The sequence below is a fragment of the Prevotella sp. tc2-28 genome (genome assembly GCF_900107705.1).
Lineage (GTDB): Bacteria > Bacteroidota > Bacteroidia > Bacteroidales > Bacteroidaceae > Prevotella.
In genome coordinates this window covers 326,383-340,248 of record NZ_FNRE01000001.1, presented here as the reverse complement: position 1 = coordinate 340,248, position 13,866 = coordinate 326,383, and the positions used below count along the sequence as shown (strand labels likewise).

Here is a 13,866-nt window from a genome sequence, read left to right as displayed (position 1 = left end):
TAACAAATAATGTGTAGCAAGATGTAGCAAATAGAAACATTAGCATAATCCTTTGATTTACAGAGTTGTTGACTTTCCTTTTAATATATCATACCTTTTGTTTCTGCTACATCCTGCTACAAAACAAGTAAACTTGCTCAATCTGTGCTACATGACACTACACATTTGTTACTATTATTTTGCTATCTATCTGCTTGATAATCAGCAATGCACAAAATGCGACATATGCTACACCGCTTTTCTGCGTCAGAACGGAAGTGCTTCCTCTTCTGCATTAGTTTCTTTCTCTACAGGCAGGTCACCAACTATAGAATCAAGGCAGATACCAAATTTTTCACGAATCATCTGATAATCAAAACAGAGTGGGCGGTCTTGCTGATAAACGGTTTTGTACTTGTTCTCTTTCTCAACATACTCCTGAATGGGCTGACCATTGGCATTGAACTGCTTGAAACGCTCTGGCGAGAACGAAATGCCAAAATACTCAGGCGAGTTTTGGAGGTAGTGAAGGATTGACTCAGAAGGCAACATTCGCTCATCAATCTGGCGACCTAACTGGCGATAGGTGGTCAGCATGCTATTTTTGCGTATCATAAGAATTTCCTTCGGCGCACTGAAGTCTATAGTGTTTTTTGCCTCATAGGTTTTAATTGTCGTCTTTGTTTTGATAACATAGTCCTGACCGTTGACAAAACTTCCTTTCTGTTGGGCACTACTGATGATGTCCCAAAAGCCTGCAACTTCATCTGTTCTTGAAATCAGTTCATTCTGGCGGATGGCTCCTTTGGCACAGATGCCCAGAAGTTCTTCGTAACAGAATGGGCAATCTATCTCTGTTTCAATTGTCAGGAATGCCGAAAGTGAAAAGAGCCAGTTCTTTTCGATGCGATCATTGATTTTGTATGCAGCAGTACGGGAATGTAAGTCAATTCTTGCCTTCTGCCATGCTTTGTCGAAGTCGGCAATGAATGTAGGGCGTAATTTGAGAATTTCCAATGTAATACGAGTGGCTCCCATCTGTCGGTATTGCATCAAGTCGGAGAACTTATCGCGTTCTTCCAGTGTGTGATGCTGTTTCTCATAGGTCAGGAATATAAGACGGGAGAACAAAGCGATGTCTGCCGTAGGAATTTCCTGTCCTGTCAGTATTATGCAGGAATCTACGTGCGATTGTTCGCGCTTCTTATCCTTGTCCATGTTCATCCTATAGCGTCCGATTCCTGCCCATGCGTCCTTCATCAACTCTACCTTTTTTATGTCGATACCATTTTTGTATTCATCGATATGGACAAGCATGTTACTCACGCTGGCTACAGCATCAGCCAAGGCTGGAACAGTTGCCGTCTCAATATTCAGCGGCTCGTTGCCAGTCATGAAGAACGACATCAACGTTTCTGCCAGTTCAGTCTTACCAGAACCTTTCGGGCCGAAGATATTCAATAGAGGCAGACATGCTGTCTTGTCCATGACTATATCACGAAAGAGCGTAGCGATGTAGAAGGCGATCCCAACTTTTGCATTATCCCCGAATACATCGATAATCTTGGCAAAATAGTCGTGCAATGAGATGTTGGAGCAGGAAAGATGGCAATACTTCTTCTCATTGGTATATAATACTGTTGAGTTCTTATAGAGCTGAGACATAGCGGGAAGGTAATAATTGCCAGAAGCCAAGCGGACTATTCCAAGTTCGTCCACCGGTTTCCAGATGCCTTCTTCCTGCGCACCATTACAGAAGCAGAAGAAACCCTGCGATTGCCAGCCAAGTTGTTTCACTTCCACAGCTGTCTCTGTAACTCTGGCAAGATACCGTTGTAGTTGTATCAGAGCATCCTCACCTGCCAGCCAAGTGTAGTTGCCTATACCCAACAGCTTTTTGCGGAATGCCCTTGCCGAGGTCATAGCGTCCATATCCAACTCTATTATTTCCCTATTGTTGCCTGTTACATCGTTTACGATTTCAAATAATCGAACAGGTCGGATGTCGTCTTTAATATGAAACAGCGGCTTCAATGTGAAGTTCGACCACTGTACTTCGTCACCGTTTTTGTTGAAACCATAATAGCATCCATGCTGAACGGTAAAACCGAAAGAACGGAGCATGTCAATGCCACCTTCCTTATTCTTCTCAGAGATACGTTCCTGCTGGCGCTTCTTTGCGGAATTGTAAGCCTGTCGCCAGATGGTCTTGTTGCCGTCCATCTTAGCCAGTTCCGTGATGTATCGCTCCAAAACGGCTTCATCCTTGATACACAGGAGCAGATTGCACGTTTCATCGATAACCTTCTGCTTTTCCTCAGTAGTCCCGTTTTTATCGAACTTCTTCTCAAATGCCCATAACAAGAACTCCCTTTCTTCCAATTTGTTGAGGTCGGTCTTGTCGCTGAAATACTCATCGGGATCAATCTTCTTTGGCTGTTCTACGCTGAGGTCATTGGGTATCTCCCTGACACTGACGGTAAAACCCTGCTGCATAGCAAGGGCTCCGTTACGTATAACGTTACAAAAGCCTGCACCGAGTTCTTCCCCGTCTTTCGGAATATCTGAGTCTGGCATAAAACAGAGCGTGCAATCCTGTAAACGATAGTCTTTCAGTTTCTGGAACTGATTGACTGTCCATGAGCCACCAAGGGAGGCTATGGCATTGAAGATACCAACTGACTGTAGCTTCATCACATCAGGTGCCCCCTCTACTAAGTAAAGCTTTCTGTCTCCCCGTGCTTTCTTGATGGCAGTGTCGATTCCAAAGATGGAACGGGACTTGCAATACAAATCGCTGTCGGCAGAATTGAGATACTTACAATCCGACTTGTCGTCTATCGCCCTTGCCGTGAATCCCTCGATATGGGAATATCTGTCACGGATGGGAATCATGATGCGGTTACGATAGACGCAGTAGACGGAGTGTGTCTTCTCACTCAGTTTCAGAATGCCCATTTCCTGCATCAGTTTCAAACTAAGGCCTTCTTTCTTTGCATAGTCGATAACGGATGTCCAATTGTCAGGAGCATAGCCGATATGCTTCTCCTTGCAATACTCTTCGTTCCATCTGCTGAGCATATATGCCTTTGCCGACTTGGCATCTGGTGTATCCTTCCCTATTTCCTGGCAGAAGAATGCGCAAAGCCTTTCATTGATAATGCGCATGGACTCCAGTTTCTTGTATCGCTCTTCCTCTTCAGGTGTGGACTGGAGATCTGAGTCAGACAAGTCAATATGCAATTTCTCCTTCAGCAGTTTCTTGACAGCAAGGGGAAAAGTGAGACCGTCCTGTTCCATCACAAAGTTGATGACGTTGCCACCCTTGCCACATCCGAAACAGTGGTATAGGTTCTTGGCCGTGTCAACGTGGAACGAGGGTGTGTCCTCCTGATGGAAAGGGCAGCATCCTTTTGCGGTATGGCCTCTGAGCTGAAGCTTGACACCATAGTCAGACACCACTTCTGCCAGATCAACCTCGTCAAGAACCTTGTCAATGTATTTCTTATCAATCATAATAGAAAATCACTTTTGTATTATATAAGCGTTACTTTATATTATATAATGGTATAAGGATTAAAGGCTACCGAGTTCCTCCCTGTGTTCCTCCATGAAGGCTACTATTATAGCCGCTGCCAGAGCACGGATAGGGATGTTTCGCTCCGAGTTAGCACGAAGTTGCTCTATCTGTTTCTTAACCTCTGTGGGTAGCCAGACTGCTGCACCCTGCCCCTTAACACCGGTATAGTCCTCCAGTCCTTCGGTGAACTTCTTCCAACCAACGGCATGCCAGTCGGACTTTTCCTTACGGAAGGCTGCAGCATTACCATTGGATTCAGCGTTTACACCTGTTATCTTTGTGACACTCTCCGCAAGAGAGATTCCGTTGTCGTTCTTTGAAAGCAACGGGTTTATAACTTTTTTCTGTTCCATGTCTTATAGTTGATTGATGATTTCAATGATTCTGTCAAAAGCATGCTCAACGGCAGCATACTGGTATTTGTCAAGAGGGTAGAGTGTGGAGTATCGCTTGATGACCACGCTCTGCTTGATTCTCGGCGTGACCGTTCCAAGCCGGCCAAGAACAGAGATGGTTTCATCTCTCATTTCACGCTCATGTGCCTTGCCTTCTGTGGTGTTGATGCGGTTGGGCAGGAAAACCAAGCGGGCAGATGACTTCTGGCTGATGACGGAAACAAAGATGCCTGTCGCATCAATGGTATCAACATCGTAGGACATGGGAATGACAATAAGGTCGGCTATAGAATAGAGGATGGAGAGGTTATTGTCGTTGAGGTTGCCAGGACAGTCAGTCAATACAATGCCGTCTTGTTCTTTATACTCATTCATAGCCGCTTTTACTATCTTACTATCAAGTGTATTGAGGCGGGTGATGGCCCAGGGCATAGTCTGCCCCGGGTCTGCTTCCACCTCACGCTCACGATGTCTGGACAAAGATGCCTGAATATCGGCATCCACGGCTACAACAGGGACTCCCTTCATAGAAAGGTACTCCGCAAAGTGGGCGCATAGCGTGGTCTTACCCACACCGCCCTTGATATTCGAGAAAAGAATAATTTTACTCATGAGATTATGATTTTATACTATACATTTATATACTACAACCAGAATCTTCATTGGTATTTCCTTTGCGTAGCTTCTGAATATCCTCTGCGCGATAGAATACCTTTCGGCCGATATTGATCTGCGGGAGGTATTTATTGTTGTTCCAAAGCCAGAGAGTCGTAGAACTTACCGACAGCATCTTCATGACCTCGCTTTTTGGAATCAGTTCTTCTTGGTTGTCAACATTACTCTCAGCTTTTTGAGATTTTTCAGCCAGAAGTCGCTCAGAGAGTTCACGGGCAAAGGCAATGGCACCTTTCCCTGTTAGAGTAAGGGAGATGTGGTCACCGCCCTTAGAGATTGCAGACACGAGTCGCTTTGCAAACAACTCACTTTCTTCACTTGGTTCAAAGTAGCCAACCTGGTCGGCATCCTTTGCAAAAGCATTTGGTTTAATCATTCCTTATAATATTTAGAAGTTTATATTCGTTTGTGGGGAATGATCGCATAAAAACGACTTGTCCCCGATTCGATTCATTTCAAATCGGGGGCAAAAGTACGAATTTTCTAAATACCGTCTAAGTGAATTAAATGCAGATGTTTGCGCTGTCAGTCAGAAGCGCAAATAACGCAAAGAACGCAATGCTATTTAAGCAACTCGTCCCTAAAAAACTTTAGTTCCTGAGTAAACCAGGAGTTCTCAATAACCAGTTTGCCTTTAGCATCTCTGTGATATAGCGTATGGAAATAATACTGGATATTTCTTGCCTTTACAAAAGCCAAATCCGGGAACTCCATGACCAGCGCTTCTCTATACTCTGTCATTTGCAGTCTATTACTTATGACGGGAGTGGTAGCTGGCGCAATAATGATATCTTTTAATACGATGAGTAGTAGGACAAGATCATTGCCTGTTGACTTTTTCTTCAGCAGTTCATGGATGTTATTCAAGAGCTTTTCCTTGCTTTCCCTGTTGGGCACATTGATAATCTCAGACAGCGGCTTATATACCTTTGTGGGCAAAGTGATAGGTTCTGGTAGCTTCTCAATATCATCTGTTTTCCCGTCCTCTAACAGCAATTCCTCATTGGGTAGAAGTTCGAACACTTCATTGTAGGGAAGTGTCTTCATTTCTGTTTTGAGATTCCAAAACCTATTCCAATCTTCTTTTGTGCGTACGCCAGCCTCCAAGCTCTTTTTCACAACATATTTGTTGGCGATATAATTCAATGGAAGTTTGAGAATGCCAAGTTTATAGCCAGGAATTGGGTTCTTAATCTTTGAATAGATCCATTCATAACTATGGTCAAAGTAGATCCAATAGAACAGAGCCATCAAGAAAGGCTCTGGGTCTGTGTAACCCATAGCATTGATCATTCTTTCTATGGTGTGGGAACGTTTGATGATGTCTGCCATCTCATGTGGAATTCTAACGTCATCTTCTACAACCAGGCGGGGGACTCGGAACGACATCTGCTTGACTAACGCAAAGAATACGTTCATGATACGCAACTCTTCTTGGCCTAAAAGACCAAGGAATCTATAATACTCCACTAAATTCTCTGACTGCCATTGCTTCAGGTCTGCCAGAAAATCTTTAAATGTATATTTGTTATCCATCTACAATCTTTTTCTTGTCTATTCAATAATCTCCCAAAAACCGCCTTTATCCGGACCAACTCGACGAAGGTATTTGCCGCGCATATAATCTATATTACGCATAATGGAATTAACGCTAATTCCAACAGCTTTTGCAAGTTCTACTACAGATATATATGGATTGTCTATCATTAGTTCAAGTATGGTAATGCGGTTTTCTGTCAACTTATCATGATTGCTGATAGCTTTTTCTATCAACTTTTCTATCAACCCTTGACGATTTGCATTTACCTTTACAGTAACCTTTATATCGTTTTCATTCACCTTTTCATTCACCCTTTCATCCACCTTTTGCCCATTTCCATTCACCTTGGCAACATTTACATTCACGTTTTCTGTGACCTTTGGCACAGTAATTTTCAGGATGAACTCGTCTGTCCTGAAAGAAGGAGCATTTGCACCATTGGCCTCCTGTTCACGGCAGATACGATCAAAACCCTCGCCAAACTCCTTAACGAAGTGATATGCTTTCAGGAATGCGGCAATCTTAGGATTACGAGAGAAGTGGGTATGTCTGATGTTGTTTGGTTTTACCTGTCCTGGGAGTTTGCCAGGGGATTCAAATACCAATCGGTCATCGAACATTTTGATTTGAATCTCTGTACCCTTAATGTTGTAGGCTCTGTGGCAGCAAGCGTTGACCGTCATCTCTTGAATGACGAACTCCGGGTAGTCACGTTTTGTCACAAATTGAGCATGTTGTCCCAGGAATGTATGCTCGCGAACCTGAGTCTCGATAAACTCAATCGTCTTCTTGACCTGGTTCAAGATGGTTCCCTCAAAGATGACGTCCTTGATGACATTCATCTCTGCGCCAACTTTCTCGTCAACACCTTCGTATCGGATGAAACGGGTACGACTGCGAGGGAAGAAGTTCTGAGGGTTCTTTCCGAAAAGCAGAATACAAGCTACACTGACATCCTCTTCGCCTTTCTTGTTAGTCTTGACAAAACCGTTATTCTCTCGTAAGTATTCAAGTGGTGACCTACTGTAACCTACCAATTTGGCATATTCAGCAACGGCATCCATATTGATATCGTCAATGGTTGCGCCATATACAGCCGTATCTTCGTAGGAGCGTTCGCCTTTGTCGTACATCAGTTGCATCCGCTCTTCGAATGTCAGTTTGCGGCTCTTGTCACCCACACGGATATAGGCTTCATCAGCCTGATTTGTGTGAAGGAACTGGCTGGCAGGAATATCCATCAGCAGAATACGATCAGGATTGCCTTCATCGTTAGTGCAATCCATATAGCGACAAGTCACAGGAATAGTCGGATTGCAGAAATCAAATGGCACACGGAGCAGTTCGTTCAACTTAGCAGTATGTTGGTTAACACCCTCTATCCTTCTTGTCTTGTCAGATATACCGATTGCCAGCATACCACCATCAGCATTGGCCATCGCTACGATAGGAATCGCCAGTGCTTTCGGATCGATTTGTATGCTCTTCAGGTCAAACGTCTGACCTTCTTTCCCTGCCCTTATTTCTTCTATTGTCATCATTTGCGTGCAAAGTTACAATAAATACTTCAAATTACTATACCTTATTATATATAGTTAACCATTGGCATAAGTTATCCTATCAAGTCAATGACGCTCTTAAGAGTTTCGTCTTCTATGTTTCGATAACGCTTGAAAGCTCTTGAACCATCCACATGGCCGCTCATCTTTCCAATCAGGTTAGGATCGCTCACTTTGAAGTAAGCATTTCCGATAAAAGTACGACGGGCCAAGTGACTTGATGCAACAGTGTCAATAGGTACCAATTCGTTTTCTCCAGTCTTAGCGTTACGGATAATAACATTGCGTGTGATACCTGCCAATTTGAAAATCTTTTTGATGGCAATATTGTATTTCTGGGCAGTGATGAAAGGGAAGAGTAGTCCGTTTGTGCAGACTCCTTCGTATTTCTTTACCAATTCAAGAGCCTTGGGATGCAGGGGGACACGCGCTTGCATGGATTGTTCGCCATTGTCCTTTGTCTTGTGTGGTGTATACACCAGAATACCATCTATGATATTCCCTGGCCCTAACGTCAAGAGGTCACCAACGCGGCAACCAACAAAACACTGGAAGATAAAAATGTCCCTTTGTATGCCATAGCCTGCAAGGTTGGTCTTGTCGATACCTTTTCTTTCTTCCTCTGACATATTCTCGTAGGCAGCGACAAAGTCCGTCTCTGCTATCTTGTTTCTTTCCTCTATAGTAATATAATATGGAGTACCAACCTTTTCTGTTCCGAGGTTGATACCATCGAAAGGACGATTTTTTGTATATTCCTCTTCATAGAACCAACGGAACAATGATTTCAGTCGTTTTGCTCCTTTAATAACAGTGTTTTCACCCCTGTCTTCTAATTTGCAGTTGCCTTTTGTGACACTTGCAGGATATTCTGAAAGCAGTTTCTTGAATAAATCCTTGTGCTCCATGGATAGTGTGTATTCATGGCGGAGATAGTCGATGAAATCTTCTATATCGCTTTTTGTAACGGTGTCAATGTCGAAAGTGAAATTGCTACGATTATAGTCTGTAGCACGAATAAAACCTTCGTATCTTGCGACTTCTCTCATCAAGACTCGGAAAACCTTAGCGTGGGTGTATGCCAGATGGCGCTTCTCAATGTATTCTTCTGTCAATTCGTAGAATGTCTTCTTGTTCTCTGCTTTGACGATATATTTTTCTGGATGCATAAAACGTTCGACAACCAACTGCAGCCAGTCGCTTGTAAGATTGGTGTCTTTGTTGTTGTCATAAGCCTCTATGATAGCTTTTCTAAGACTGTCAAGACGGCCTGATTGCTCCCGATGGTATTTAACTTCGGGTGTCTCTATACGTTGCTTAATAACGATGATGCCACTTTGTCGGAGTACATAATGGCTCTTTTTCGCCTTTTCTTCTGTGGCCGTAAGCAAATTGCCTGGAACTTTTACCCCAAGACTTTCTGTCTTTGCTCTATCAATGTAATACTCGAAATATTCAGGTGAAACAAAAACACCACTCTTTGCTCTAAGATTGAACTTGGAGCCTTGAAAGAAACGAATGAGCACCTCGCACATTCCTGTATCCTTTTGGACTTTTGTTGATAATCTTTGTTCTATTTGTGCCATATCCTACTTGTTTTTTAAATTCCTTTTGCAAAAGTAGGGAAAACAATGGATACTACCAAATTTTTGGCGTGTTTTTGGCGTGATAATTTGTAATTAGTATGATTGCGTCTTCTTGGTTCGAACTATAACATATCTTGTAACGCACTGATATTAAACCATATAGAAAATTCTCGAATTTAATAGAATTAAATGGATTTTGCGCGAAGTAGGGCAGTAATCCCGACAAAAAAAAGAGGATTGTCAATAGACATATCCTCTTTTTTTATTTTATGAGATGAAGTATCGACTTAATCGTCGGGATTACCCTTGTAGTGATAGGGCTTGAGATTGGGGTTGTCGCCGATATAGTTGTCGGGAATGACGGCATCCTGAATGAGTCGCTGGTTGTATTTCTTGCGGATGGGTCCGAGGTTCAGTACCAAGTCACTATAGCAGACGGTAGAGAATATCTTTCCGAAGATGCCGATTCCAACACGAACGCCCTGTGGGTGAGTGGTGTTGCGTACACGGGCGGTGCTATACAAGGTATGGCGATAAATCTCTAATTTATTATGTGCCCAGCAAGCTTCCAAGAGTTCTTTGTTGTCAAGAGTGGAATCTGCCTCAGAGAAGGAACGCCCGACGTTCATGACAATTTCATCGATGAGGTCACCCTTGATGCTGTCATTGTCTTGCAGACACTGACGGATGTTGTCCTCAGTTTCTCTCATTGTCTTTTCGTATGAGGGAACAGACATAATAGCTATTATAGCCATAATGAGCATGATAATGGCAAGAATGACGACTTTTCCCAGACAGCTATGATAGAACTCCTGAAAAAGATTGGGCTTCTTGTAGGTGTTTTGGTTAAACTGTTCCATAATAATTTTCTGTTTTTTGTTATTTGTTGTGAATAAGATTCATAAACTCTTGGCGCGTCTTAGCTTGGTTGAAAGCTCCGCTGAAGTCACTGGTGGTGGTAATGCTATTCTGTTTTTCTACACCCCGCATCTGCATGCACATGTGGCGTGCCTCGACAACCACCATTACGCCTAAGGGCTTCAGGGTCTGTTCGATGGCTTCTTTAATCTGCAGTGTCATGCGCTCCTGTACCTGTAACCGATGGCTGTATATGTCTACGACGCGCGCTATCTTGCTGAGACCGGTAATGTAGCCATTGGGGATATAGGCCACGTGTACCCGTCCATAGAAGGGGAGCATGTGGTGTTCGCATAGTGAGAAGAAATCGATATCCTTGACGATGACCATCTGGGAATAGTTTTCCTTGAACAGGGCATCGGTGAGTACCTTGTGGGCATCCATCTCATATCCACGGGTAAGCACCTGCATGGCTTTCGCTACACGCATGGGTGTCTTCAGTAACCCCTCACGGCTGGTGTCTTCACCCAGCAGTGTCAGGATGCTCCTGTAATGCTCGGCTAAGGTGTCGAGGCCTTCTCGGTAGGTTGTTTCTTGTTCCATTTAATATTGTACAGTAATCTTCCCTTTGACGATGGTGGCTTGTGAGTAGCCCATATTACGCAGGCTGACCAGCATCTGGTGTGCCTCCTCGTAAGTGCGGTAGTTGCCTACACGGCAAATCCATCTGGGAGAGTAAAAATGAACGTATACGGGTACGTTTGTATAGTGACTCTTGATGTCGTTGCCTATGCGTTCGGCTTTCTGGCGGTCTGCACGTGAGTTGCCACCTGCAAAGGCTTGTACGCGATAACCATTGATTTTGTAGCCTCGTATGATTTTCTTCGAGGTGTCAACGGTATCGGGGATGGATGCAATGGGTTGGCTATATGAGTTGGTTGGTGTGGTTTTATTTGCTTGGCTGGTTGGACTTGTTTGACTCGTTGAACTTGGTTGACTAGGCTTATTTGTTTGGGTAGATGTCTTAATGCCTAGTGGTGTAGTGTTCACCAACTGGTCGATAACCGAGTCTTGATGAATGGTGACGGAACCTTGCCCAGCAACTCTTTTCTGGATGCGCTGGGTAAAAGTCTGTGCATCGGCATTCAGAGAAATGCCGATACACAGAGTTAGTATGCTAATGAGTTGTCTCATTATTTCCACGCGTCGATGATGCCCTTGAAGTCAGCGCATTTCAGAGATGCACCGCCAATCAGACCTCCGTCAATGTCAGCCTTGGCGAACAGCTCAGGTGCGTTGCTGGCCTTGCAGCTACCACCATACAGGATGCTGGTGTCCTCGGCTACGGCCTGGCCGTACTTCTCTGCCACGATAGAACGGATGTAAGCATGAATCTCCTCTGCTTGCTCAGCAGTAGCGGTCTTGCCTGTACCGATGGCCCAGATGGGCTCGTAGGCGATGATAATCTGACGGAAATCAGCCTCGCTGAGGTTGAAAACGCTACCTTCCAGTTCTGCCTTAACTACTTCATTCTGTTTGTTGGCCTCACGCTCTGCCAGTGTCTCACCGATGCAGAAGATCACCTTCAGCCCGTTCTTCAGGGCCAGCTGTACCTTCTCCTTCAGAATCTCGGGAGTCTCCTTGTAATATTCGCGACGCTCAGAGTGGCCGAGGATGACATACTGTGCACCAGTAGACTTAACCATTTCAGCGCTAACCTCACCGGTGAAAGCACCCTTCTCCTTGTCGGCGCAGTTCTCGGCACCGAGACCAATAACACTGCCCTCAAGCTCCTTGGCAACAGATGCCAAGTGGATGAACGGCGTGCAAATAACGACATCACAGTTGGGCTTCTCGGCCTTCAGAGCCTCGTTCAACTCTTTGGCTAACGCTACACCTTCTTGCAGGTTCAGGTTCATCTTCCAGTTGCCTGCTACAATCTTCTTTCTCATTGTCTTTTTGTTGTTAAAAAATTGATATAATTGATTACTTGTCTCTTTCTTGCGTATCCATTTGGACCAGGCCCACAGACGGTCGGCAATCGTGAGGATGATCAGCGGAAGTACATACCACATGAGAATGATGAGTATCTTCTGTGCTACAGAGTCTCCGGGCATATGACCGATGGTCTGTTGCTCCAGTGGCTTTTCCTGTTGCTCCTCGTCAATGACTGGTAACTTGTTGTGGCTCCACTTCCCAATGATGACACCATCCTTGAGCAGTAATAGTCCAGGATTGCTTCGGACGATGGTGCGCAACACCGTTTCGTCAGTTTGGAAAAAGTGGTATTCCGCTCCTGTCACGTCCGTCCAACTGTGGATGCCACTGATACCACTTGCTGTCAGGCAGAAGAACGGATATCCCATATACTCGGCATACTCGTAGAGTTCATTGATGCGGTCCAGTTGACTGTCGTCTGCCTGTTCCAGATGAGGCGACACCAACATGAATGCATATCCCTTACGGGTGAGCAGCGAATCGGTGATATCTTCGCCATTGTCTATTCGCTCGATGAAGAAATCTGCGTAGGGCGACTCTTGTCCTTCGAGCATCTGATGCCATCCCTGGCGCAGGTTGGTGCCTACATGGTAAGGCCGGAAGTCGAAGTAGGGTAGGTCATAGAGAGACCATCCTGACACAAATATGATGAACAGCACCGAGAAATTGACCACTATCCATTGGTTAGACTTCGACACGAAACGCATCATGTCAAGTGGCCAGCATCTGACAATGATGGCTAATGCCAGCAGTACCACGTTTTTCCAAAATGTCTGCCAGTTGGTGAGCACAAAGGCATCACCGAAACACCCGCAGTCGCTGATGGGGTTGGCCACTGCCAGCCAAAGCGTCAGGAGTGTCATGGGAATCATCAGTAGCAATGTCAGTCGTGACACCATTCGGCGTCGGATGGCAAACAACAGGCAAATTCCCAAACCGAACTCGAGAGCTGACAGCAGGACAGAAAAGCCCAGCATGACAGCATCAGGAACGTACGTCTCCAGATGGAGTGCTCCCAGGTAGTCGGCAATTTTATATTGTGTGCCCAACGGATCGACGGCCTTGACAAATCCTGAGAGTATCAGGATGATGGCCAGTACCAGCCGGGCGATATTTACAGCGACACGTCTCACTTCTCGCCCTCAGTCAGTTTGATGACTCCAAAAACGGCATAGTTGATGATGTCCATGTAATTGGCATCAATGCCTTCACTGACCAATGTGCCACCATCGAGATTCTCGATCTCTTTGATGCGCTCAATCTTGGTTAGGATGAAGTCGGTATAGGAACTGATTCGCATGCCTCGCCATGCTTCGTCGTAGTCGTGGTTCTTGCGCTTCATCAGTTCCAAGGCCTCCTTGGCATACTTGTCGTAGAGGCTCATTGCTTCGTTGTTGGTGATATCCACGGTGTCAGAGAAACCCGTGTAAATCTGTATCAGCCCTACAATACCGTAGTTGATCAGGGCAATAAACTCAGGACGGATGCCTTCGCCTACCAGCGATTCCTTCTTGATTTCCAGCGAACGGATGCGTTTAGCCTTGATAAACAACTGATCGGTAAGTGATGAGGGCCGCAATATACGCCATGAAGCCCCATAGTCGTGGAGCTTCTTTTCGAATAGTGCCCGGCATTCACCGATTGTCTGTTCAAACTGGCGATTTGTTTTTTCTTCTTGTGGTGTCAATGGTCTCTA

General features: G+C 44.9%; 12 protein-coding genes. All 12 read right to left on the bottom strand.

Features of this window, described 5'->3' with window-relative positions; translation table 11 throughout:
• Positions 1 to 246: 246 nt before the first annotated feature.
• A complete protein-coding gene (dnaG, locus tag BLU47_RS01330; RefSeq protein WP_091957401.1) occupies positions 247 to 3,495 on the bottom strand; it encodes a DNA primase in 3,249 nt (1,082 codons plus the stop codon).
• Positions 3,496 to 3,555: 60 nt separating this feature from the next.
• Complete coding sequence (locus BLU47_RS01325; protein WP_091957399.1) at positions 3,556 to 3,912, bottom strand: hypothetical protein; 357 nt, start codon at positions 3,910 to 3,912, stop codon at positions 3,556 to 3,558.
• 3 nt (positions 3,913 to 3,915) lie between these two features.
• On the bottom strand, positions 3,916 to 4,566 hold the full coding sequence (locus BLU47_RS01320; RefSeq protein ID WP_091957398.1) for a ParA family protein: 651 nt from the start codon (positions 4,564 to 4,566) through the stop codon (positions 3,916 to 3,918).
• Between the two features lie 25 nt (positions 4,567 to 4,591).
• On the bottom strand, positions 4,592 to 5,005 hold the full coding sequence (locus BLU47_RS01315; protein ID WP_091957396.1) for a helix-turn-helix transcriptional regulator: 414 nt from the start codon (positions 5,003 to 5,005) through the stop codon (positions 4,592 to 4,594).
• A gap of 185 nt (positions 5,006 to 5,190) precedes the next feature.
• Positions 5,191 to 6,165 (bottom strand): DUF6043 family protein, encoded by a 975-nt coding sequence (locus BLU47_RS01310; RefSeq protein ID WP_091957394.1) that lies wholly within the window; start codon positions 6,163 to 6,165, stop codon positions 5,191 to 5,193.
• A gap of 18 nt (positions 6,166 to 6,183) precedes the next feature.
• Positions 6,184 to 7,707: an ATP-binding protein gene (locus tag BLU47_RS01305; RefSeq protein WP_091957512.1), complete on the bottom strand. Its 1,524-nt coding sequence runs from the start codon at positions 7,705 to 7,707 to the stop codon at positions 6,184 to 6,186.
• Between the two features lie 74 nt (positions 7,708 to 7,781).
• Positions 7,782 to 9,314 carry a site-specific integrase gene (locus tag BLU47_RS01300; RefSeq protein WP_091957393.1) on the bottom strand — a complete coding sequence of 511 codons (1,533 nt, stop codon included), beginning with the start codon at positions 9,312 to 9,314 and terminating at the stop codon, positions 7,782 to 7,784.
• 287 nt (positions 9,315 to 9,601) lie between these two features.
• Positions 9,602 to 10,174, bottom strand: coding sequence for a hypothetical protein (locus tag BLU47_RS01295; RefSeq protein WP_091957391.1), 573 nt, complete (start codon positions 10,172 to 10,174; stop codon positions 9,602 to 9,604).
• Positions 10,175 to 10,193: 19 nt separating this feature from the next.
• Positions 10,194 to 10,775 (bottom strand): GTP cyclohydrolase I FolE, encoded by a 582-nt coding sequence (gene folE, locus BLU47_RS01290; RefSeq protein WP_091957389.1) that lies wholly within the window; start codon positions 10,773 to 10,775, stop codon positions 10,194 to 10,196.
• Positions 10,776 to 11,366: an SPOR domain-containing protein gene (locus tag BLU47_RS01285; RefSeq protein ID WP_091957388.1), complete on the bottom strand. Its 591-nt coding sequence runs from the start codon at positions 11,364 to 11,366 to the stop codon at positions 10,776 to 10,778.
• A complete protein-coding gene (gene tpiA / locus BLU47_RS01280; RefSeq protein ID WP_091957386.1) occupies positions 11,366 to 13,303 on the bottom strand; it encodes a triose-phosphate isomerase in 1,938 nt (645 codons plus the stop codon). The genes BLU47_RS01285 and tpiA overlap by 1 nt, the downstream gene beginning before the upstream one ends.
• Complete coding sequence (locus tag BLU47_RS01275) at positions 13,300 to 13,857, bottom strand: DUF1599 domain-containing protein (RefSeq protein WP_091957384.1); 558 nt, start codon at positions 13,855 to 13,857, stop codon at positions 13,300 to 13,302. Before BLU47_RS01275 ends, tpiA begins: the two co-directional genes overlap by 4 nt.
• Positions 13,858 to 13,866 lie beyond the last annotated feature (9 nt).